Raw genomic sequence first — 22,146 nt, forward strand, 5'->3', positions numbered from 1 at the left:
GCTACCAGCGCTGCCGTTCGCTCTCGTTGATCCAGCGGAACCGCTCCTCGCCGGTGGTCGCCTCCGTGTCGGACTCCGCTGTGCCCGGTTCCTGCCAGGCGACACAGAGACTGCCACCGACGATGCCGACCAGCATGCCGATGACGAGGCCGCCGAAGGCACCGATCAGCGAGAGGATGGACATGGCGATGCCGGTGACGCCGATCAGCGTCGAGAGCTGTGGTTTGACGATGGCGAAGACGCCACAGGCCACGACCATGGCCGCGAAGACGATGCCCAGCGCCGAGTAGGACGGCCCCTGGGTCGCGGGGATCATCTGGAGCCGGATCGGAATGGCGGCGATGATCATGCCACCCAGCACCAGTAGCGTGCCGCCGGCGAAAGGACGCCGGGACCGCCAGCGGGCGAACGCTCCCGGCTGGGTCCCCAGCTGTTCTTCCTCCTCGACGATCCGCTCGTCGCCGCCCAGGGAGGGGAGGCTGAGGTCCACGTCGCCGAGGATCAGCCCGTAGCCGGTCCCGAGGAGCTGGCCGTAGAGGACGAACGCGACGACGATCAGCGGCCCGGTCGTCGGGAGGACGCCCAGCAGTGACCCGCCGTAGAAGGCGACGCCGACGAGCAGGCCGAAGCCCAGCCCCATGCTCCCGGCGGTCACCGCGAGCGCGGCCCGGGTCAGCAGGGGCACCAGCAGTTTCTGGGTGAGCGTCGAGCGCCGCGAGAACATGATCACCGTGTTCGTGAAGTCGTTGATCGTCCGGGAGACGTAGGCGACGAAGGCCAGTCCCAGCGCGACCGACATGGCCATCCAGATACCGAAGCCGGTGGAGATGCCGGTCGCGCCCAACGTGGACGCCAGCCCCGCGAACAGGTCGAGGCCAATCGCGAGGGCGACGAAGACCCCGCTGAGCAGGCCAGCACCGAGCGACGCGACGACACCAGCGCGGACCGCCTCGCCGGGCACGAACGTGGACGCGTCGACTTTCTCCATCATCAGGCCGTAGCCGTTCCCGAGGACCTGGCCGTACACGACAAGCGCGACCAGTCCCGCGAGGCCGAGGTTCGGGCCGACGCCGACCGCACCCAGCGCGATGACGGCCACGCCGAGGGCAGTCCCGTAGACCATCCCCATGCTCCCGGCGGTGACGGTGAGCGCCCCGCGGGTCAACAGCGGGACGAGGAGTTTCTGCGTCGCCGTCGACCGCCGCGAGAACATGATCACCGTGTTCGTGAAGTCGTTGATCGTCCGGGAGAGGACAGCAGCGAACAGCAGGCCGAACACGAGGCCAGCGGCCACGAACAGCGCCGCCCCGAAGCGTGGGGACTGGCTCCCGACCAGTCCGGCGATCTCGGTGAGGGCCGGGTCCCCGCCGAGCAGCGAGAGGACGGCGACACCGGCGATGCCACCGCCGACGGCACCCACGAGCGCCGCGTTCTGTTCGTCGGCGGTCCGGCCGGGCTTGAACCAGTGGGCTTCGAGCAGGACGCCGTAGACGGTGCCCATCAACTGCCCGTACAGCAGGTACGCGAAGATCACGGAGAAGTCAGCCAGCGGTGGGAGCCCCGCGTTGTAGCCCAGAATCGGCAACACGATGGGCATCACGTAGCCGAAAAAGCCGTAGGCGAGGATGTGACCGTACAGCAGGCCGAACCCGCCGGCGGTGACGCCGAGTGCCGACCGCTCCAGCAGCGGCACGAGGATCTTCCGCAGAATCCCGATGTTCCGGGACATCATGATGATCGTGTTCGTGAAGTTGTGCACGGTCCGCGAGAGGAAGACGCCGAAAAGCAGCGCGAAGACCACGCAGGTCCCGATCCAGACCAGCCACCCGGTGGTGAGCCCACTCCCACCGACCAGCCAGGCGAAATACTCGAACCCCTGCGTCTTGCTTCCCTCTGGTCCCGGCAGGAACTGGATCAACAGCCCCGCCGGAACCACAGCGACCAGTGCACCGATCACCGCTGCGACTTGCTCGTCCCGCCCGAACGTCGAGGTGATTTTCGTACTCATTATATGCCCCGCAAACCCCCAGGTTTTGCGGCTCTCTGCCCCAGACGTTCCACAGTCGGCATAAAAAGTATTCTGCACCTATTGACCGGCACTTTAAGCTATCGCGGGGGCGCGCCGGGTCCCGGAATCAGGGAGGTGTCTGCCGGCGACAGATCAGTCCGTCGAGTCGTCACACTCGGCGCCGTCCGGCCGGACGGTCTCGCTTCGGCCGTCGTCGACGCGGAAGCCACCGGTCTCGGCCCGGCCCGAGAGTTCCCGCTGGGGGTAGGGAATCGTGATGCCCTCGCGGTCGAACGCCGTCTTGACCCGCTCGACGACCCGGGCCTGAGCACGCCAGCGTTTCGGCGGTGTCGGGTGTTCAATCCAGAACCGCATCTCTAGCACGACCGCCGAGTCACCGAAATCTCGGGGGAAGACGTGGGGCCTCGGCGTCTCTTCGACCTGATCGACGGTCTCGATGGCTTCGGTGGCGACCTCGGCGGCAGTCGCCGGGTCGGCCTCGTATTCGATGCCCACGTCGACGCGCAGACGGAGGCGGCCCTTCTGGCTCCGATTGGTGATGGCCCGGTCGGCCACCCTGTCGTTCGGGATGACGACGAACTCCCCGTCGAAGTTCTCCAGGCGCGTGTTGATGATCGTGATGTCGGTGACGACGCCCGCCTCGTCGCCGACCTCGACCCAGTCGCCGATTTCGAAGGGTCGGGAGAACATCAACACGAAGCCCGCGATCAGCGAACCCAGCGTCTGCCGGGCGGCCAGCCCGACGACGATGCCCAGGAATCCCGCCCCGACCAGCAGACCACCGAGGTCGACGCCCCAGAAGCCCAGCAGGACGAACGCGACGACCACGAGCAGCCCGATCTGCCCGACCCGGGTGACGATCTGCTCCTGGTGGGCGGTCATCCGGTCGGCCTCCCGGCTGAACGCGGCCACGGCGTCTTCGAGCAGGCCCATCCCGACGTAGGCACCGACTACCAGCAGACCGGTGAACACCCACGCGAGCACGTCGCCTACCGAGAACTGCACGAGCGTGTAAGCCTGTGTGACGAGCCACTGCTGGTTCCAGATCACCAGCAGCGTCCCTCCCGTGACGAGACAGATGCCGACCTGGAGCGACCGGAGCAGGAGGACGACCGGCGTCGTCACCGGGAATCGGTCGTTGACCTGGCCGACGAAGTCGTCGATGGCTCCGCCGAGGTACCGCTGTGCGACGAGTCGCCTGCACTGCCGGAGCAGAAAGGGGACGGCCAGCGCGGCGAGGGCGATGGCCGCGAGCGCGAGGACGACACTGGCGAGGAGTCGCTCCTCGGTCGAGGACAGACGGCCGAGGACGGATCCGAACTGGGCGACGAGCGGTAGATACGCGGGCACTAGTCACCGCGTACGGCGACGGAAACGCAAAAGACGCCCGTGTGTATCGCGGGCCGAAAGGCGGTACCGGCCCCACTCAGTCCAGCGACCGTTCGAGGAATCGCCGTCGGAGTTCCGCGTCGGGGACGGGACACTCCTCCTTCTTGCCGAACACCTGATACCGGTGGTCGCCGACGAAATCGTAGACGCGGTCCCTGACACCTTCGGGGACGGCCATCAGTGCGTACAGGAGCGGGAGCGGGCCGTCCAGTTCCCGGCAGACCCGGAGCGCAGCCTCGGATTTCGTGTAGTAATCGTCGCCGTCGATCAGGACGATGGAGTCGAAGTAGTCCTGGTCCAGTCCGTGCCGGGTCAGCAGTTCTCGGCCGACCGGGGACTGGAGGGGTGCGAACCGAAAGTGGCCCGTGTCGTCGAACTTCACGAGTAGTCTGAGCGAGCGGTTACAGAGGTTGCAGACGCCGTCGAACAGGAGGACCGGGCGCTGGATCTCGTCGGCGATCTCGGCGGGGTCGCGGTCCGGGTCGGTCTCGCCGCTGTCGCCGCCAGTCCTGTCCCGCTGTTCGCCTGCGTCTTCACTCATGACAGGTTAGACGCCGCGACCCTGCAGTTTCTCTTCCTCCGGCAGGTCGGCATTGGCGTCGCCTTTCATGCCCGAGCCGATGTTCGAGGAGATTTCGGCCAGCTTTTCCGGGTCGTCCCAGTTGTTGACCGCTTCGACGATGGCGGTCCCCATCGCCTCGGGGTCTTCCGCGCCGAAGATGCCCGAACCGACGAAGATGCCGTCACAGCCGTGGTGCATCATCAGGGCGGCGTCAGCGGGCGTCGCGATGCCGCCGGCCGCGAAGTTGACCACGGGGAGCCGCCCCATCTCGGCGGTCTCGTGGACCAGGTCGATGGGTGCCTCGTGTTCGCGGGCCCACTTCTCGCGCTCCTCGTGGGTCATCCCCTTCAGTTTGCGGATGGAACTCTTGATGTTGCGCTGGTGGTGGACGGCCTGGTTCACGTCGCCGGTACCGGCCTCGCCCTTGGTGCGGATCATGGCCGCGCCCTCGTGGATGCGCCTGAGCGCCTCCTGGAGGTTGCGCGCGCCACAGACGAACGGCGAGGTGAACTCGCGCTTGTCGATGTGGTAGCGGTCGTCGGCCGGCGTCAGCACCTCGCTCTCGTCGATCATGTCCGCGCCCACGGCCTCGAGGATCTGTGCCTCCTTGGTGTGGCCGATGCGGGATTTCCCCATCACCGGGATGGAGACCTCGTCGATGATAGCCTCGAGCGAGGCTGGATCGGCCATCCGGGCGACTCCGCCGCGCTTGCGGATGTCTGCCGGCACGGCTTCGAGGTTCATCACCGCCACGGCACCGACATCTTCGGCGATGCGGGCCTGCTGGCGGTCGACGACGTCCATGATGACGCCGCCTTTCTGCATCTTCGCGAACCCGCGCTTGACCAACTCGGTCCCGCGACGGAGCTCCTCCAGATCAGTCGCCTCTGACATACCCCACGCTAGGGGTTTCACGCACTTAACCCGTGTCCTTTCCAGAAAAACGGAACCACGACCGCACCGGCCTCCGATACCGTTTTGCCACCGTCGGCCCATCCTCCCCGCATGTCCGTCGTCACCAGGCTCGGCCGCCGACTGGAGGGGTTCATCGCCCGCTACTTCGACACACCCCTCCCAGACCGCGAGAGCCTGCCGCGGTACGTCGCGCCCCTGCCCGCGTGGATGGAAGACGCCGCCCTGCGACTGGCCTGGCCCATCGCCATCGTCAACCTCCTCGGGACGGCCTTCGGCTTCTGGTACTACGGCTTTCACCCCGTGCCGGTCACCGATCCGCTGTTCGTCGGCCAGTTCGGGCTGACAGCCCCCGAGATGTGGCTGTTCGTCCCGGACAGCCCCGTGGCCACGGGCTTCATCGGTCTCTCGCTGGTCGCCTGGCGACTCGACTGGCAGGCCGAGTGGATCCACGTGCTGGCCTTCTTCGGCTGTATCAAACTCGGCCTCTGGACGCCGTACGTCCAGCTGCTCGTCAACGGCCTCGGTGACCTGAACCCGCTGATGTACCACTTCCTGATCTGGAGCCACGCGCTGATGGCCGTGGAGGCCTTCCTGATCCACCGCTACAGCCGGTTTCCCGTCTGGGCTATCGCGGTCGCGACGGGCTGGTACACGCTCAACGACGTGGTGGACTACTTCGTCCCGCTGGTCGGCGACCCCCACCACACCCTCCTGCGCGCGGAATCGACCGTGACCGGATTCGACCACTCGCTGGCCGCCCACGACCAGGCCGCCGCCGGCGCGGTCGTGTTGACCATCCTGGCCGTGTTTCTCGCCACCGCGACGCGAGCGAAGAAGGCCGAACTCGGGAGCTGATCACAGCAGTCGTCGGTCGTGAAACCGAACCAACCAATAAGTGCTGAGTGGCTGATAGCCGGTCCGTGACGGACCTTCAGGACCGAAGCCGGCGGCGGTTCCTCGCCGGCGCGGCAGTGGTCGCAGTCGGTGGCATCGCAGGCTGTATCGGAAACGGCGGTAGCGGAGCCGAAAACGGCGGTAACGGCGGTAACAGCGGCGACGGCGATAGTGACGACGGGACCAGTACCGGCACCGACAGCGAGAGGACCGGGCAGAGCAGGGGCGACGACACCGCGCAGGTAGCCGGCACGAGTCCCGAGACGGTCGTTCGGAAGATGCTCCGCGCGGCGGCCGAGGGCGACCGCGAGACGGTCCGCCGACTGACCGTCGAGGGCCACTCCCTGCGTGCTGTGGGTCGAGTCCAGGACCTCACTATCGAGTCCGTCCAGCGGTACTCGACGCAGGCCTACGCCGAGCGCACGGGAGCCGCCGTCTCGGCCGTCGAGGACGCACTCCAGCAGGCCGAGGACCGCGGCTACGACGATGCGACCATCGTCTCCTACACCGCAAGCACCGCACAGTACGACGATATCCAGCGCGACTACATCCTCGTCCTCGACGACGACCAGTGGCTCATGTACGACTTCGGGCGATTACCCCAGTAGTCAGGCCCCGTCGTTCCGGTCGGCGTGGGCCCTGACCCACAGTTCCCCGATCCGCGAGAGTCGCGTCCGGTAGGACTTCCCGTGTTCCTCCTGCTCAATGTAGCCTTTCCCGCCCGGTCCCAGCCGGTCGACGTTGTAGATCACCTTCGACCGGAAACTGTCGGTGTAATCCTCGCCGAGTTCCCGGGAGAGTTCCTGAGCCAGTTCCGAGACGGACTCGAACTCGCCGTGCTCGCCGAGGGTGAAGAGGATGATCTCCTCGAACGGTTTGACGTTCGAAAAGGAGGCGACAGGGAGTTCGACGACGTGGCTGCCGTCGATCTCCTTCGCGCCGATGGTGGTCCCGCGTTCGTCGAACTCGTCCAGGAGACTGCGGGCGCTCTCCAGCCGTTCGGTGACCCGGTCGTCGTCCACGTCCTCGCGCAGGTCCGAGAGCAGGTCGATCTGGCGGCGGAGTTCCTCGGCGAGTTCGGTTTCGAGGTACTTCTCGGGGACCGTGTAGTAGGTGTGGATGCGCTCGCGCTCCTCCTGGCGCTCGACCATGATGGAGTGGGCCGCGGTGGCGAAGGCGAACGAGACCGTTCGGGGCATCGCGGAGATGTTGACCCAGACCTCGCTGGCCTCGTCGTCGTCGCGGCCGCGGTCGAGTTCGGCCATGATGAGGCTGTACGCGCGCTCGAACGCGGCGTCGTAGTCGTAGACGTCCTCGATCACGATCCGTTCTGTTTCGGCTCCCAGGAGGTTCCTGAAGTCTTTCTCCAGTTTCTCGGCGAGGTTGCGCGAGTACTCGACGTTGGCCTCGCTCCCCACGGCCCCCTCCAGCAGGACCACCCGGTCCACGTCGAGCCGCTCGCGCACCAGTGGCGCGATGAGCCGGTCGTAGTCGAAGCCGACCGGCACGATGTGTGTCTGCATACTCTTCCTTGCCCCGGCGCGTTCAAAAGGGTTCGAGTTTCCTTGACCTCCTCCCACGGCTGAAGCCGTGGGATTCCACGCGCGGTGGGCATCCCGGTGATGCCGCACCCGGTGGCAAATTTCTCCTCGCGGGTACTCCGGTTTGCGGGACTCTGGTTTGGCCCCATCCGGGGTCTGACGTGTTCGCCCTTGCGGGCCGTATCCACTCCCAGCGACTGTCGTCCCCGGTTGTTCACCGGGCCGCGGGCCGGGCCATCGACCCGACGCGCCGCCACACCGCGTGGCGGCGCGTCCCAAGCCGGCGCAGGGTTGCTTTTTGATTTTCCTTGCGGGCCACGGGGACGCCCTCGCGGGAACGGTGTGGTAGCCTTTCGTCCACCGGGCAGACCCCAATCCAACTGCCAGTTTTTCGCCGTCTTGCGTGCCTCTATGTACGGTTTCCGGTAGATTAAACGTTGGGGATGCAGACAGCCATCGGCGGTGGCCTGACGGGGCGTGGTGTCGCTCGGACCCACCCCTGAAGGGGTGGGCTTCCGCTTCCTGCGTGTCAGTCCGCAGACCGGCCGCGGTAGACGGCGGCGTCCTCCCCGGCGGCGTGGCCGGTGACCGTCGAGACGCCCACCGTCAGGACGAGCCCCAGTGCCATCCCGACGACCGAGGCCGACCAGCCGCCCAGTCCGGGAGCCAGCGGGAAGACGTAGCTCGCCGGTACGAACGGGAGGAAGACGCTGGCGAGGTAGAACAGCTGACTCCCGCCGACGCCAGCGTACATCCCGGTGCGGGTCGTTCCCGGCCAGTAGAGCGCGACCAGCACGGGGAGCGCGAGCTGTGCGAACCCGCCGAAGGCGGTGTCGCCGATCTCGATCAGCGTCCCGGGCTGGAAGAGGCTCGCGACGAACGACACCAGGGCGATGACGACGACGCCGAGGCGGCCGACCAGCGCCTCCCGGCGATCGGTGACGCCGGCGACGGCCTGGCGGTACACGTCCCGGGTGAGATACGACGACCCCGAGAGGAGCATCGAGTCGCTGGAGGACATCATCGCGGCCATCGCACCGGCGATCACCAGCGCCGCGAACCACGCGGGCGTGTACTCGTTCAACAGCAGCGGGAGGACGTTCGCGTCCTCACCGGCCGCGATGCCCAGCCCCTGGGCCCACGCGCCGAGCATGAACGCGGGGACGAAAAGCAGGATGACCAGCACCGGCCAGAGCGCGAACGTGCGCTTGAGAACTTTCTTCGAGCCGGCCACGAAGAACCGCTGGTTGACCTGCGGGAACATCGTCACGCCGAACGCGATGGAGACGGCCGTCGAGAGCACGTAGGCCGGTGTGTAGAGCCCGCCGCCCAGTGTGACGTGACCGGGTGCGGCCCCGGCCAGTTCGGCCGTGGCCGCGCCGGGACCGCCGACCGCCGACAGAATCCAGGCGACCGCGGCCCACACCATTCCGAGCATGAATAGTCCCTGGAGGGTGTCGGTCCAGGCGACCCCGCGCATCCCCGAGAGCGCGACGTAGACGATCATGAACAGGGTGATGCCGCCGGCCCCCAGCCAGTAGGGGACCGCGCCGTCGGTCAGGGCCGCCAGCGCGGTGCCGGCCCCCTGTTGCTGGAGCATCACGTAGGGGAACAGCCAGAACAGGGAGACGCCAGCGACCAGCGCGCGGAGGCGTCGTGAGCCGAAGCGATCTCCGAGCATCTCCCCGAGGGTCACGTAGCCGTTGGCCTTCCCGACGAGCCACTGCTTGTACCCGATCACGTACCAGAGGATACCGAAGAGAACACCGTCCATCAGCCCCATGACGAGAATCCACTCGGGCCCGGCCGAGTAGGCGATGTTCGGTCCGCCGAAGAAGGTGAACGCCGACAGCAGTGTCGCGAACGTCGTGAACAGCAGAACGACGGTGCCAAGCGTCCGACTCGCGAGGAAGTAGTCCTCGGCGGTGCGGTCGGTCAGCCGGTAGGCCACCAGCCCGACGCCGAGCGCGAGCAGGAGGTAGCCGACGATGATACCGAGCTGGAGGCCCGTCTCAGCCATCGACACCACCCTCGACGCCGACGCCCCAGGCCCGGCGGGCGAAGACGGCGAAGACGACGGCGGTCAGCCCCATCCAGCCGACGTGCCACCAGACCCAGACCGGCAGGCCGGCGACGACGCGGCTCGACCCCCACCAGAACCAGGGCACCGCCAGCGCGACCAGCAGGACCGCGACCGCGCTCCAGACGAAGGTCTCTCGGGTCATGTTGTCGAAACCTTCCGCTGGACGCAAATAGACGTGTCGATAGCGTTCAGAACGGAGGTCCGAAGACATATTTCCTTCGACGGTCGGCAGGCTGTCCCGCCGACGGCTCCGGGCGTGGTGGGGAAGTCAGTACACCCGCGTCCCGTCCGGCACCTCGCGCTCGGGCTGGAGGTAGACCACGTCGCCCTCGGGGTCGTCCACACCGGTCACGAGACACTGGCTCTCGAACCCCGCGATGGTGACCGTCCCGAGGTTGACGACGGCCAGCACCTGCCGCCCCTCCAGCTCGTCGGGGCCGTAGTTGTCGGTCAGGCCGGCCGCGGACTGGCGCGTTTCCGAGCCGAAGTCGACTTCGAGTTTGTACACGTCCTTGCGGGCTTCGGGGAACGGTTCGGCGGACCGGACGGTTCCGATCCGCATCTCCACGTCCTCCAGAAACCGTTCGGGGTCGATGTCGGCTTCCTCGATACCCATATCGGAGGGGTGACCGCCACCGAAAAGTCGGTTTCGACGCTCGCCGGAAGTGTCAGAACCTGTACTCGAACGGTAGGTATTTCACGGCAAGGCCGTTACGTTCAGACGTATCCATGGGTGCGTTCATGGAGACATCATCATCACGCGGTTCACAGTATCGCCCCCAGCAGGGGCAGTTCACCAGCTATGCAGGATTCAGCGAAATACTTGATTCACGCGGACATCGTCGCCGACGGGGTGGTAGAGCGGAGTGACGTCGTCGGCGCGGTGTTCGGGCAGACAGAGGGATTGCTCGGCGACGAACTCGACCTCCGGGCGCTCCAAGAGTCCTCGAAGGTCGGCCGGATCGACGTGGAGATCGAGTCGGAGGGCGGCCGCTCCTACGGCGAGGTGACCATCGCCAGCGGCCTCGACAAGGTCGAGACCGCCATCCTCGCGGCCGCCCTGGAAACTATCGACCGGGTCGGTCCGTGTCGGTCGGACTTCCAGGTGACCAAACTGGAGGACGTGCGCGCGGCCAAACGCCGGGAGATCGTCGAGCGGGCGACGGACCTGCTCGCCGAATTCGAGGGCGAGGTGACTCGGAGCGCGGACCTGATCGAGGAGGTGCGGCAGGCCGTCCGGGTCGAGGACATCACGGAGTACGAGGGGCTGCCGGCCGGACCCCGCGTCAGCGACAGCGACGCGATCATCGTCGTCGAGGGTCGGGCCGACGTGCTCCAGTTGCTGAAGTACGGCATCAAAAACGCCGTCGCCGTCGAGGGCACGGACGTGCCACAGGCGGTCGCCGACCTCACCAGCGAGCGGACGGTGACCGCCTTCCTCGACGGCGACCGCGGGGGCGACCTCATCCTCAAGGAACTCGGGCAGGTCGGCGAGGTCAACTACGTCGCCTTCGCCCCCGAACACCGGTCGGTCGAGGACCTGGCCCGCGACGAAGTGATGGCCGCGCTCCGGGAGAAGGTCCCGATGGAGGCCGTCGCGGGCGCGAGTTCGCCCCACGAGACCGTCGCGGCGACCGACGGGAGCGCCCGTCCCGCGCCGCCGGAGACGACCGACGATACCGAGTCGGCCGCGACACCCGAGACGACCGACACCGCGTCGGCCGACCAGTGTGCCGAGGATGTCACCGCAGACACCGAGGCCACCGAAGACGCGACCGACGGCGACGATGCGGTGACGGACGACGACGCCACCGCGACGGCCGACGACGAGAATACCGCGGACGCGCCGACCGAACCGGAGACGCTGGCGGGCTACGTGCAGGCGGTCGTCGACGGGAACAGCGGCGAGGTCGTCCTGCTGGACGGCGAGTTCGGGGAGCTCGCGTCGGCCCCCGCGGGCGAAGCGTTCGACGCCGTCGCCGACGCCGACGTGACGCCGACGACGGTCGTCCTCGACGGGGAACTCGACCAGCGGTTGCTCGACGTGGCCGCCCAGCGCGGCGTCGAGCAGATCGTCCCGCGCTCGACCGGCGAGTTCGTCAAGCAACCCACCGGCGTCCGGATTCGGATGGCCGATCAGTTCTGAAGCGGCCGGGCCAGCAGTAGCCCGTCCCCGTCCTCGTAGTGGTCCGGAAGTCGCTCCTGTTCGGCGAAGCCGTTGGCGTCGTAGAAGTCCCGCGCCCGCTCGTCGTCGGCGCGGACCGTCAGCTCCAGGCGCTCGAACCCGTCCGCTGCGAGCCGGTCACAGAGCGCCGCCAGCAGTCGGGAACCGTGGCCCTCGCCACGGTGGCCGGCTGCGACCGCCAGTTCCGCGAGATACGCCACGGAATCCTGTGGGATGGCGACGGCGTAGCCGTTCGGCTCGTCGGCCTCGTCGACAGCGACGAGGACGACCGGTGGGCCGTCGATAGCGGGTTCGAGCAGTCCGTCCCATGGTTCGGCCAGCGAGGCCAGCTGGATGGCGCGCAGTCGCGGCAGGTCGTCGGCCGTTGCGGGCCGGATCATAGCGCGCCGAGTGCCAGCGCGACGCCGCCACCACCGACGGCGGCGACGGCCGTCGCGAGGAAGTTGACGACCTGGTTCCCGAAGTACCGCCCCTCGACGGTCGCTCCGAGGAGGCTGTCGGCAGTCATGCCGAGGACGCCCGCGCCGACGATCACCAGTGCGCCCAGCGGCTGAACCGACTCGAAGGCCACCGCGATGGCAGCGATCAACCCAGCACCCGCGATGCCGGCGAGTTCGCCCTGCCAGGTCACGGCCCCGTCGGTGCCGGGCGCGACTCGCTCGAAGGTCGTGATGAGCCGCGGTTGGTCGAACAGCCCCCCGATCTCGCTGGAGAGCGTGTCGCTCATCGCCGCGGCGACGGCCCCGGCGAAGGCGTAGAGGAACACCGCGGGCGAGACGGGCACGTAGGTCGGACTCGCGGCGAACCCGACGACGGCGACCAGCGCCATCAGGGAGTTCGCGAGGACGTTCCCGCTCCCGCGCACCCCCTCGTTCTCCTGTGCGATGCCGCGCTCCTGTTTCTCGTCGTAGCGGAACTTCGTCGAGAGCGCACCGACGCCGAAGAACGTGATCAGCATCGCGAACCAGCCGTAATCCCCGAGGACGATGGTCAACAGCCCCAGCAGGACGCCGGTGACCATCCCCGCGATGGAGGCCGCGTCGAGCCAGTAGGAGACGTAGCCGAAGCCACCAGTCACTGCGAGCGCGACCGCGACGCGGACGGGCGAGACGGCGACCCCGAGGTCCGCGAACAGCCACAACAGGAGCGCGACCGAGACCATCACCAGCGGGTCGTCCCTGGCGAACAGCACCGCCCGCAACAGCGAGGCCAGGAGTGCCCCGCTGACCGCGAAGAAGGCAAGCGTCGCCGGCAGGACGGACTCGGGCGTCAACGCGACGGTCGCCAGTCCCGCGCCGAAGCCAAGCACCGAGCCGCCGGCGACGAACCCCGCCGTCGCGACCGCCGGGTCCGACCGCCACGCCCTGACGAGATGCTCCGCGAGGTTCCCGTAGGCCAGGATGAACACCGCCGTCGAAAAGACCGTCATCGGGAGCGCGAACTGCAAGCCCAGCAGTGACAGCCCCGCGATGGCGAGCGAAAAGCCCGCCAGCCCGTAGAGGCGACCGTCTTCGCGGTCGCCCGGGCGGGCGAACAACTCGAACACGAATCCCTCGTCGATCACGTACAGCGCCAACACGGCGACCGCGATGAACGGGAGCGTCCCGGCGACGGTGGCGACCGCCTGCGACGTCATCCGGTCGGTGAACGGCACCGTGCCGGCGACGGCGGCGACCACCTGTGGAGCCACCCGGCTGACGGCCGGGACGAGCAACCCGCCCGTCCCGACCAGCGCGAACGCCCCCGCTCGCCGGACTGTCGTCGTCACGTGCCGCCCGTTTTTCCGAGACGCACTTAACAACCACCTTTTTTCGCGGGGGCCTCGCGCTCGCCTGGGGCGAGCGCTCGACCCCCGCCAAAGAATCTGGATCAAAAAAGCGGAACTCGCGCAAGCGCGAGTTCCGGTGCTGTGCTGGTACTCCACCGCTACCGCCCCGCCTCCGCGACCGCACCGCCACCGCGACCGCAACCGCCCTACGACCCGTGACCTTCATACTCCGTGACGGGAAACGCAGTCCGTGGGCATCTACGACCGATACCTCGCGGTCCGAACCCAGTGGGCCGACGAGGCGACGCCCGACAACGTCGCCGTCGTCATCACCGAGCGCGACCTGCTGGAGCAGGGAGCCTACGACACCCTGGAGTCGTTTTTCGACTGGGCCGTCGAGTACGGTGCCGAGCGCGTCATGGTCTACGTCTCCGTCCTCGACGAAGAGGCCGTCCCGACGCTCCGCCGTGCGCTCGAAGACGTTGGCGCGCCCCGCGAGATGGCCGTCCGCGGCCCCGACGACGACCGGCGGGCCGACGCCCCCATCCAGGTGAGCATCGGCCTCGGCGGGAAACACGAGTTCGCCGCCGCCGTCCGGAGCGTCGCCGAAGAGGTCGACGACGGCGAGTTGACACCCGGCGAGATCGACGAGGACGACATCGAGGAACGCCTGGTGTTCCCGACCGATCCCGACCTCGTCATCAAGACCGGGGCCGAGCGGCTCTCGGATTTCATGATCTGGCAGTCGGTCTACTCCGAACTCTACTTCACGGACGTGAACTGGCGTGACTTCCGGAAACGGGAGTACCTCCGGGCGATACGGGATTTTCAGGATCGCCAGCGGAGGTTTGGACAGTGACCGCAGGGAACTGTCCAAACGCCGGCAGACGAGCGCAGCGAGTCTGCCGGAAGTTTGGCCGGTAGGCCAAATCACGTCGGGGAGCGACCGGCGGGAGCGGACCGGCGGTGGTTCCGACAGTGACCGCAGGGAACTGTCCAAACGCCGGCAGGCGAGCGCAGCGAGTCTGCCGGAAGTTTGGGATTCGTTCGCGGCAGCGGAGTTCGGCGGATGGTCAGTATCGATAGCAGACGTACCCGGTTTCGGTCGCCGCGCCGCCGACGAAGACGTGTGAGTCGGTGCCGTCGACGAACTCGCCGAGGAGGTCGACGCTGGAGACCTCGTCGCCGGACTGGGGGTCGAGTGCCACCATCGGGCCACCCTGTTCCAGCACGATCACGCCGCGGTCGGTGATCACCGGATGGTCGACGGGGCGGGAGTCGTGGGAGTAGGTCCACTGGATCTCGCCCGTTCGGGGGTCGACGCCGACCGACTCGCGGCCGACGAAGACGAGCGTGCCGTCGGCGTACCCGTACGGCGCGGTCAACTGGTCGGACGCCTCGACTTCCCACTCGACGCTGCCGTCGGTTCGGTCGTACGCGCGGGCCGGGACCGCGGACCGGCCGTAGTTGTTCACCGTCTGGGCCGGCGTGAATACCCGGTCCGGTCCGACGGCGAATCCGTCTTTCCCCGGGCTCCCGGTCGTGAAACTGTCCCTGTCGATCGACCACTGAACCTCGTACGCCTCGAGGTCGTACGCGAAAAAGAGCGGACGGCCCGACGAGGTGAACAGCTGTCCGCCGTCCTGGGCCGGGTTCGATAGCTGGCGACGCTGGCCACCCTGCCTGATTCGCGCCAGGATCTCACCGGAGTCGCCGTCGAGGATCGCCGATCCACTCTCCTCCAGTCCGTTGGCACTGACGGCGACGCCACCGGGGACAGGGATCGCCAGCCCGCTGGCCCGGGCACCCTCGACGGCCCCCTCGCCGATGACGTCGCTGAGCGGGACCGTCCACTGTGCCTCCCCGGACTGCGGGTCGAGCGCCTCGACGACGTCCTCGCCGCTCGGTAGCCCGTAGATCCGGTCGGCCGTCGGGTAGAGTTTATCGTTGTAGAACTTCTCGCGTGTCCAGCGCTCTGCCCCCGAGACGAGGTCGTTACAGACGGTCATCGGGTCGCCGGTTTCCCAGAGGACGACGTCGCTCCCGACGACGAGTTGTTCACGCTCTTCCGGCCCACGGTCGAGTTCCCACGCCTGCTCGAACGTGGGCTCGCCACTGGGCTCGGGGTCGGGGTTCGAAGTGGTGACACTCGTTTCGGTCCCGTCTGTCGTCGAGTCGGTACTCGTCTCAGTCGAACCGTCGGTCGAATCGGAACTGCACCCTGCAACGATGGCGCTCCCGACCGTACCGAGGAACACCCGCCTGCGCATACCCTTCGACAGGACACGGACGGCTAAAACGATCCGTTGGCGGTAATAATCATATTTCTGCGACACGTTCGCGGAAAGGAATCGAACTCAACGCGAGACGAGTGGACGTTCGCCCAGTTCTCGGCGGGCGGTGGGTCCACGTCGCGCAGGCGAGGCCCGCGGATCAGTCGGCGGGGTTGACGTCGCCGTCGTCGACGGCTTCGGTGACGGCCTCGCGGTCTTCGCTCGGGAGCGCGTCGCGAAACCGGCTGAGGACCGAGCGCGCCTCGTCGAGTTCGGCGCTGCCCATCGCCCGAACGAGCGCCAGGGCACGCTTGGCGCGTGCGGTCCGCCAGGACTCCTCGCGGGACTCGTAGGTGCGGATCGCCCGGAGGAAGTCCACTTTCCGGAACTCGGGCCAGTAGGGGGTACAGAAGAAGACGGCGGCCTCGTTGCCGTTGGCGTGCCAGGGCAGGAAGTTGCTGGTGCGTTCGGCGCCGCCGGTCCGGAGGATGAGGTCCACGTCGCGGGACGGTCCCTCGTAGAGTCGTTCCTCGACGGTCTCGGCGTCGATCTCGTCGGGGTCGAGGTCGTCGTAGACCACGTCGCGGGCCACGTCGCGGGCGGCCCCGAGCAGTTCCGCGCGGCCGCCGTAGGCCAGCGCGATGTTCAACTGGAGTTCGTCGTAGTCGCGGGTGCGACCCTCGGCGTACTGGATGGCGGTGCGGACCCGACCCGGGAGGTCCTGCGTCTCGCCGATGGCCCGGATCTTCACCTCGCCCTCGTGGACGCGGTCGGCGTCGGCGAACTCGTACAACTTCTCCTCGATCAGGTCGAAGAGGGCCTCTCGCTGGTTGACCGGGCGGTCGAAGTTCTCGGTCGAGAACGTGTAGAGTGTCAGCTCCTGGACGCCGAGTTCGTCACACCAGTTGAGCATGGCCTCGGTCGTCTCGGCACCGGCGCGATGGCCTTCCGTGGCCCCCTCGCCCTTGTTTCTGGCGTAGCGACGGTTCCCGTCCTGGATGACGGCGACGTGATCCGGCATCCCCGACAGCTCCCACCGCAACAGTCGTTCGTACCCCGATAGCGCCTGCTGGCGCACCCACGCGAGCATTGTAGGAAAACTCTCACCCCGTTATAAGTATCTTGTCCTCGGCGCTGGTTTGGGGTGGGGTGACCCACAGGCTTTTAATACGGTGACGTCCTCTGAGTAGGTGCAATGGCGACCGGTACGGTTGACTTCTTCAACGACACTGGCGGTTACGGATTCATCGATACCGAAGACGCGGACGAGGACGTCTTCTTCCACATGGAAGACGTCGGCGGCCCCGACCTGGAGGAAGGTCAGGAGGTCGAGTTCGACATCGTGCAGGCCGACAAAGGCCCGCGTGCGGAAAATCTGGAGCGACTGTAACCATGGCGGAAGGCACAGTCGACTTCTTCAACGACACGGGTGGCTACGGCTTCATCGACACCGAGGACGCGGACGAGGACGTCTTCTTCCACATGGAAGACGTCGGCGGTCCCGACCTCGAAGAAGGGCAGGAAGTGGAGTTCGACATCGTGCAGGCCGACAAGGGCCCGCGCGCAGAGAACCTCACGCGCCTGTAACCGGGCACGTCAGTCGCGGTACTGTGCGGGGCCGCTGGCCCCGAGACGCAACCTATCGAGCGGCGGCACCGTCGCGGACCGTCGTCCGGGGTCGGTCCGAGACCGTGAGAGGTATGAGGACGGGACGGCCAGCATCGAACAATGGAGACACAGGACCCTATCGATCCGGACCTCTACCAGCGAGCAGAGGCGCTGCTCGAACCCGGCGAGATCGAACTCGTGGGGATCATCGTCCACACGGAACTGGGTAGCGACGACGAGGCCGCGCTCCACGAGACGACCATCGAGATCGGCGAGCTGATCGCCGACCACGCGGGCGTCGATCCCAAGGACACCTACGTCTACTCCGGCAACGACGACACCGAGTTCGGGCTGAACCAGCACCAGGGACGCACGCTCGACGGCGACGAGTTCGTCTGGGAGTGCCAGCAACTGCTCCGCGAGGAGGAGTTCAAGATCGTCTTCTACTACGAGGCCGACACCGACCAGGAGGGGCTGGTCGAGGCAGTCCGGGAGGACGGATACACGGTCGAACCGGTGGCAGAGTCGGGCTGACTCGCGGCCGGACAAGCGCGGATTTATGCCGCCCCGACCCCGACGTTCGGGTATGAGCGAAGACCTCTCGCGGGTCGACCGGGCGGTCGTCAACGCCTTCCAGGGCGGGTTCCCGGTCGTCGAGCGCCCCTTCGAGCCGGCGGCCGCGGCGCTCCGGGATCGGGGCGTCGACGTCGACGCCGACGCCCTCTTCGAGCGAGTCAGGGACCTCGACGACGAGGGTGTCTTGACCCGATTCGGCGCACTGATCAACGCCGAGGAGATCGGCGGCGCAGCCACGCTCGTCGCCATGCACGCCCCCGAGGACCGGTACGACGAGGTGGCCGAACAGGTCAATTCCTACGACGCGGTGGCGCACAACTACGAGCGCGAACATCCGCACCTCAACATGTGGTTCGTCGTCAGCGTCCCCGACGCCGACGCGGTCGAGGAGGTACTCGCCTCCATCGAGGACGACACCGGCCAGGAGACCTACAACCTGCCCAAACAGCAGGAGTTCCGCGTGGAAGCGAAGTTTCTGCTGGACGGGCCGGTTCCCGAGGGGGGCGTTGATCTGTCGCACCTGGGGCCCGACGTGACCCCGACCGACCGGACCTCGCTGACGCCGGCGGAACTGGATCTGGTGCTGGAGATTCAGGACGGCCTCCCGATCTCGCCGACGCCCTATCGGGACGTGGCCGAGGCACTGGGCGAGGACGTGGAATGGGTACTGGAGACGATAAAGCGCTTCGACGAGGAAGGAAAGGTCCGGCGCGTGGGCGTGATCCCGAACCACTACTCGCTTGGCTACACCGAGAACGGCATGACGGTCTGGGACGTGCCCGACGAGGTCGTCGACGAGGTCGGGCCGGCCGTCGCGTCGCTGGGGTTCGTCACGCACTGTTACGAGCGCCCCCGCCACGAGGGAGTCTGGCCGTACAACTTCTTCGCGATGACACACGGTCGCAGCGAGGCAGAGAGCGCCGAGCGCGTCCAGCAGGTTCGCGAGAAGATGGACGAGTTCTGGGACGTGGCCGACGCGGACTGGGACACGCTCTTTTCGACCCGGATTCTGAAGAAGACCGGCATCCGGATGGACGAGCGTGCGAAGGCCAACACCGTCGAACCGGAGGAGGCCGGCGACTGATGGGAGGGGCAGTTTGATCCCGCTCCTGCACGACTTCACGGGCGCGACCGTCCTCGTCTTCGGCGGTGGGTCGGTCGGCGCGCGGAAGGCCCGGCGGTTCGCACGCGAGGCCGACGTGGTCGTCGTCAGCCCGACGTTCGCGGACGCGGACTTCGGCGGGGCCGAGCGGGTCCGTGCCGCGCCGGATATCGATGCGGTCGAGGAGTGGATCGACGGTACCGATCCCGCACTGGTGGTGGCCGCGACCGACGACGGCGACCTGAACGCGGCCATCGAGCACGCCGCACGGGACGCGGGCGCACTGGTGAATCGCACGGACGAACACGGCGAGCGCGACCCGGAGAGCGTCGTCGTGCCGGCGACGGTGCGAGACGGACCGGTGACGGTCGCGATCTCGACGGGCGGGACGAGTCCGGCGCTGAGTCGGTACCTGCGCCAGCGAATCGAGGACGACATCGACGGGGCCGGTGAGATGGCGCGGCTGACAGGGGAGTTGCGGGCGGAGTTGCAGGCTGACGAGGTAGATCCAGAGCGGCGTCGGGATGCGATCCGGGCGGTCGTGCGATCCGGGCGAGTTTGGAAGCATTTAGATAGTGGCAGGACAAAGTCTCGGCAAGCGGCCGAGGACGTGATTGCGGACGTGACGGGTGATTTACAGTGATAAACGGAGCCGGCGTGATCGCGGGTGTCAGTATCGCCCACGGGCAGGCTAGCGTCGACGACATCGAGGCGGCCTGTACCGAGAACCAGCGTCGGGCCGTCGAGTCACTACTCGATCAGTCGGGCGTCGAGGAAGCGTACGTCCTCCAGACCTGCAATCGTGCGGAGGCCTACGTCGTCGCCCCGGAGGCGTCGGTCGGCCGGGCCGCCCTGGAGCGATATCGCGCGGACGTGTCCGACGACGCCGTCGTCGAGATGGGACACGAGGAGAGCCTGCGCCACCTCCTGCGCGTGGCGGCCGGCCTGGAGTCCATCGTCCTGGGCGAGGACCAGATCCTCGGCCAGGTCAGAGACGCGTACGAGGATTCCCGTGGCGTCGGTGCGATGGGGCCGGTGCTGGAAAACGGCGTAACCAAGGCGATGCACGTCGGCGAGCGCGCCCGCACCGAGACCGCCATCAACGAGGGGACGGTCTCGCTGGGGAGCGCGGCCGTCAACCTCGCCAACCGGAAGCGCGACCTCGCGAGCGCGACCGCGCTGGTCGTCGGCGCGGGCGAGATGGGGTCGCTGGTCGCCAAGGCCCTCGACGGGGCCGTCGAGCGCGTTCTCGTGGCCAATCGAACCGTCCCCCACGCCGAACATCTCGTGAGCCGACTCGACGTGGCGGGCGACGCGCTCGGACTCAACGGCGTCTCGACGGCCATCGAACGCGCGGATCTGGTCATCACGGCGACGGGCAGTCCCGACCACGTCGTCACGGTCGAGACGATGGACCGGGCCGGAGACACGCTCGTAATCGACCTGGCACAGCCCCGCGACGTGCCGCCGGCGGCCGACGACCTCGATTCGGTGACGGTCAAGGACATGGACGCGCTGGAGTCGGTGACCGCGGCCTCCCGGAAGCGCCGGGAGTCGGCCGCGGAGAAGGTCGAACAGCTGGTCGACGAGGAGTTCGAGCACCTGTTGACCCAGTACAAGCGCAAACGGGCCGATCAGGTGATCGCGGGGATGTACGAGAGCGCCGAGCGCATGAAGGCCCGCGAGCTATCGACGGCGCTGGAGAAGCTCGATCTGGACGAGGAGGAACGCGAGGTCGTCGAGTCGATGGCCGACGCGCTGGTGAGCCAGTTGCTCGCGCCGCCGACCCAGAGCCTGCGCGACGCGGCCGAAGAGGACGACTGGACGACGATCAACACCGCGCTCCAGTTGTTCGATCCGGAGTTCGGGTCGGACGTGCCGGAGTTCGTCTCCAGCATGGACCCCGAGGAGATCCCCGAGGACATGAAGGCCGAGATGCCCCAGGCAGTCCTCAACCAGCTGGACGACTGATTTTACGACTCGCGGGCTCGCGTCGCGACGCCCGGGATACCCAGTTTGAGGAAGGCCGGCACTGCCAGCGTCGCGACGGCGACTTCCATCCCGCCGACGGTGAGGAACGCGGCGAAATACCCGTACTCGTCGGCGACGGTCCCGCCGACGAGGACGCCGGCCAGGAAGCCCAGACTGCCGACGGCGTTGAACGCGGCCATCGCGACGCCGCGCTGATCGTCGGCCGCCAGATCGGTGACCAGCGCCATCGTCGCGGGGGCCATCAGCGCGCCGATCACGCCGACTGCGACCATCGCCGCGCCGGCGAGCGCGACGGTCGGCGCGAGTCCGACGCCGATCACGACGAGGCCGTACAGCGTCGACCCCACGAGGACGGGGATGGTGCGGCCGATCCGATCCGAGAGGACGCCGAACGGGTACTGGAAGAGCGCGAAAGGCGCGAAAAAGAGTGCGAGCATCAGGCCCGTGCTGCCCGGTGAGAGCTCGAACACCTCCCGGAAGTACAGGGTTCCGACGAGGGCGAAAAAGCCCGCAGTGAGCCGGTCGACGAAGCCGAACGCACAAGGGACGAGGATGGCGGGCGTCTCCCGAACGGTCTCGCGGACCGCGCCGAGTCGACCCCGGTTCTCGCCCGGCGCTCGGTCGGTGACGCGGGCGGCGAGGAGGCCGACGGCGACCAGCAGTGCGCTGGCGGCGATCAGCGGCGCGAACGGGCTGACCTCGTACAGCTGGCCGCCCAGCGGCGCGCCCAGTGCCGTCCCGCCGCCGATGGCGATGCCAGCCGCGCCCATGTTGCGGCCGTGGCCGCCCTCCAGGTCCATCAGCATCGTGATCGACAGCGAGAACGCGCCGATGGTCGCCGCGCCCTGCAGTGTTCGCAGGCCGAGGACGGCGAGGAAGGGGAGGTCGATCACATGCGGGAGGCCGGCCAGCAGGGCGTAGCCGGCCGCGCCGCCGAGTGCGCCGGCGACGATGAACGGGACCCGGCGGCCGGCGGCGTCGCTGGCCGCGCCCCAGAGGCCGGCAAAGAGAACGAACGCCCCGAATTCGGCGGCGAGGAACCACATACTCGCGTCCAGCGTGGTGTCGGCACCCAGGGCCGCAACCAGTGTGTCGATACCGGGGTAGAGCAACACCTGTGCCAGGAGGACGGCGAACACGACCGTCGCCAGGGCGGTGCGAGCCGAACGGGTCGTCACAGCCGGGCTTCGAGCCCGGGCGTGGAAGGGATTTCGATGCCGGGAGCCCGG

General features: G+C 67.7%; 23 protein-coding genes. 10 read left to right on the top strand and 13 right to left on the bottom strand.

Annotated features, from left to right (window positions below):
* Position 1 precedes the first annotated feature (1 nt).
* The 4 genes from MU521_RS09785 to pdxS all read right to left on the bottom strand — a co-directional run bounded on the left by MU521_RS09785 (position 2) and on the right by pdxS (position 4,874).
* On the bottom strand, positions 2 to 2,008 hold the full coding sequence (locus MU521_RS09785; RefSeq protein ID WP_092691877.1) for a DUF6114 domain-containing protein: 2,007 nt from the start codon (positions 2,006 to 2,008) through the stop codon (positions 2 to 4).
* A 153-nt stretch (positions 2,009 to 2,161) separates the two neighbouring features.
* A complete protein-coding gene (locus tag MU521_RS09790; protein WP_245681172.1) occupies positions 2,162 to 3,379 on the bottom strand; it encodes a mechanosensitive ion channel family protein in 1,218 nt (405 codons plus the stop codon).
* 76 nt (positions 3,380 to 3,455) lie between these two features.
* Entirely contained in the window at positions 3,456 to 3,959 is a 504-nt protein-coding gene (locus MU521_RS09795; RefSeq protein ID WP_092691880.1) for a thiol-disulfide oxidoreductase DCC family protein, read from the bottom strand.
* 6 nt (positions 3,960 to 3,965) lie between these two features.
* A complete protein-coding gene (gene pdxS / locus MU521_RS09800) occupies positions 3,966 to 4,874 on the bottom strand; it encodes a pyridoxal 5'-phosphate synthase lyase subunit PdxS (RefSeq protein WP_092691883.1) in 909 nt (302 codons plus the stop codon).
* Between the two features lie 111 nt (positions 4,875 to 4,985).
* On the opposite strand from pdxS, the gene MU521_RS09805 reads away from it, so the two are divergent.
* Together MU521_RS09805 and MU521_RS09810 are read left to right on the top strand one after the other, a co-directional pair.
* The gene (locus MU521_RS09805; RefSeq protein ID WP_092691885.1) at positions 4,986 to 5,750 is read left to right on the top strand and encodes a DUF1405 domain-containing protein; all 765 of its coding nucleotides are present in this window, start codon (positions 4,986 to 4,988) and stop codon (positions 5,748 to 5,750) included.
* A gap of 65 nt (positions 5,751 to 5,815) precedes the next feature.
* Complete coding sequence (locus MU521_RS09810) at positions 5,816 to 6,397, top strand: hypothetical protein (RefSeq protein ID WP_092691887.1); 582 nt, start codon at positions 5,816 to 5,818, stop codon at positions 6,395 to 6,397.
* Here MU521_RS09810 and MU521_RS09815 read toward each other — a convergent pair whose 3' ends face one another.
* From MU521_RS09815 to MU521_RS09830, 4 genes are all read right to left on the bottom strand, one after another.
* Positions 6,398 to 7,312: an HFX_2341 family transcriptional regulator gene (locus tag MU521_RS09815; RefSeq protein WP_092691890.1), complete on the bottom strand. Its 915-nt coding sequence runs from the start codon at positions 7,310 to 7,312 to the stop codon at positions 6,398 to 6,400.
* 547 nt (positions 7,313 to 7,859) lie between these two features.
* A complete protein-coding gene (locus tag MU521_RS09820) occupies positions 7,860 to 9,350 on the bottom strand; it encodes a sodium:solute symporter family protein (RefSeq protein WP_092692040.1) in 1,491 nt (496 codons plus the stop codon).
* Entirely contained in the window at positions 9,343 to 9,555 is a 213-nt protein-coding gene (locus tag MU521_RS09825; RefSeq protein WP_092691892.1) for a DUF3311 domain-containing protein, read from the bottom strand. The genes MU521_RS09820 and MU521_RS09825 overlap by 8 nt, the downstream gene beginning before the upstream one ends.
* A 126-nt stretch (positions 9,556 to 9,681) precedes the next feature.
* Positions 9,682 to 10,029, bottom strand: coding sequence for a tRNA-binding protein (locus tag MU521_RS09830; RefSeq protein ID WP_092691895.1), 348 nt, complete (start codon positions 10,027 to 10,029; stop codon positions 9,682 to 9,684).
* A gap of 186 nt (positions 10,030 to 10,215) precedes the next feature.
* Between MU521_RS09830 and dnaG the strand changes: the two genes are divergently transcribed.
* On the top strand, positions 10,216 to 11,559 hold the full coding sequence (dnaG, locus tag MU521_RS09835; protein WP_092691898.1) for a DNA primase DnaG: 1,344 nt from the start codon (positions 10,216 to 10,218) through the stop codon (positions 11,557 to 11,559).
* On the opposite strand, the gene MU521_RS09840 is transcribed toward dnaG, so the two are convergent.
* Both MU521_RS09840 and MU521_RS09845 read right to left on the bottom strand, forming a co-directional pair.
* A complete protein-coding gene (locus MU521_RS09840) occupies positions 11,550 to 11,978 on the bottom strand; it encodes a GNAT family N-acetyltransferase (RefSeq protein WP_092691901.1) in 429 nt (142 codons plus the stop codon). The two genes, dnaG and MU521_RS09840, sit on opposite strands and share 10 nt — an antisense overlap.
* A complete protein-coding gene (locus MU521_RS09845; protein ID WP_092691903.1) occupies positions 11,975 to 13,366 on the bottom strand; it encodes a DUF92 domain-containing protein in 1,392 nt (463 codons plus the stop codon). The genes MU521_RS09840 and MU521_RS09845 overlap by 4 nt, the downstream gene beginning before the upstream one ends.
* 250 nt (positions 13,367 to 13,616) lie before the next feature.
* On the opposite strand from MU521_RS09845, the gene MU521_RS09850 reads away from it, so the two are divergent.
* A complete protein-coding gene (locus MU521_RS09850) occupies positions 13,617 to 14,225 on the top strand; it encodes an undecaprenyl diphosphate synthase family protein (protein WP_092691906.1) in 609 nt (202 codons plus the stop codon).
* A 214-nt stretch (positions 14,226 to 14,439) separates the two neighbouring features.
* On the opposite strand, the gene MU521_RS09855 is transcribed toward MU521_RS09850, so the two are convergent.
* Positions 14,440 to 15,636: an outer membrane protein assembly factor BamB family protein gene (locus MU521_RS09855; RefSeq protein ID WP_092691909.1), complete on the bottom strand. Its 1,197-nt coding sequence runs from the start codon at positions 15,634 to 15,636 to the stop codon at positions 14,440 to 14,442.
* A 163-nt stretch (positions 15,637 to 15,799) separates the two neighbouring features.
* Positions 15,800 to 16,729, bottom strand: coding sequence for a polyprenyl diphosphate synthase (gene uppS, locus MU521_RS09860; protein WP_092691911.1), 930 nt, complete (start codon positions 16,727 to 16,729; stop codon positions 15,800 to 15,802).
* A gap of 105 nt (positions 16,730 to 16,834) precedes the next feature.
* On the opposite strand from uppS, the gene MU521_RS09865 reads away from it, so the two are divergent.
* From MU521_RS09865 to hemA, 6 genes are all read left to right on the top strand, one after another.
* Positions 16,835 to 17,029, top strand: coding sequence for a cold-shock protein (locus MU521_RS09865; protein WP_092691914.1), 195 nt, complete (start codon positions 16,835 to 16,837; stop codon positions 17,027 to 17,029).
* Positions 17,030 to 17,031: 2 nt separating this feature from the next.
* Entirely contained in the window at positions 17,032 to 17,226 is a 195-nt protein-coding gene (locus MU521_RS09870; RefSeq protein ID WP_092656603.1) for a cold-shock protein, read from the top strand.
* A gap of 141 nt (positions 17,227 to 17,367) precedes the next feature.
* The gene (locus tag MU521_RS09875; protein WP_092691917.1) at positions 17,368 to 17,781 is read left to right on the top strand and encodes a DUF5778 family protein; all 414 of its coding nucleotides are present in this window, start codon (positions 17,368 to 17,370) and stop codon (positions 17,779 to 17,781) included.
* A gap of 52 nt (positions 17,782 to 17,833) precedes the next feature.
* Positions 17,834 to 18,907 (top strand): siroheme decarboxylase subunit beta, encoded by a 1,074-nt coding sequence (ahbB, locus tag MU521_RS09880; protein WP_092691920.1) that lies wholly within the window; start codon positions 17,834 to 17,836, stop codon positions 18,905 to 18,907.
* A gap of 13 nt (positions 18,908 to 18,920) precedes the next feature.
* On the top strand, positions 18,921 to 19,568 hold the full coding sequence (locus tag MU521_RS09885) for a precorrin-2 dehydrogenase/sirohydrochlorin ferrochelatase family protein (RefSeq protein WP_092691923.1): 648 nt from the start codon (positions 18,921 to 18,923) through the stop codon (positions 19,566 to 19,568).
* Positions 19,565 to 20,896 carry a glutamyl-tRNA reductase gene (hemA, locus tag MU521_RS09890; RefSeq protein ID WP_092691926.1) on the top strand — a complete coding sequence of 444 codons (1,332 nt, stop codon included), beginning with the start codon at positions 19,565 to 19,567 and terminating at the stop codon, positions 20,894 to 20,896. The genes MU521_RS09885 and hemA overlap by 4 nt, the downstream gene beginning before the upstream one ends.
* Positions 20,897 to 20,898: 2 nt before the next feature.
* Here the strand turns inward: hemA and MU521_RS09895 are convergent, their stop codons facing one another.
* Entirely contained in the window at positions 20,899 to 22,095 is a 1,197-nt protein-coding gene (locus MU521_RS09895; RefSeq protein ID WP_092691929.1) for an MFS transporter, read from the bottom strand.
* Positions 22,096 to 22,146 lie beyond the last annotated feature (51 nt).

This window comes from Halorientalis regularis (genome assembly GCF_023698535.1).
GTDB classification, from domain to species: domain Archaea; phylum Halobacteriota; class Halobacteria; order Halobacteriales; family Haloarculaceae; genus Halorientalis; species Halorientalis regularis.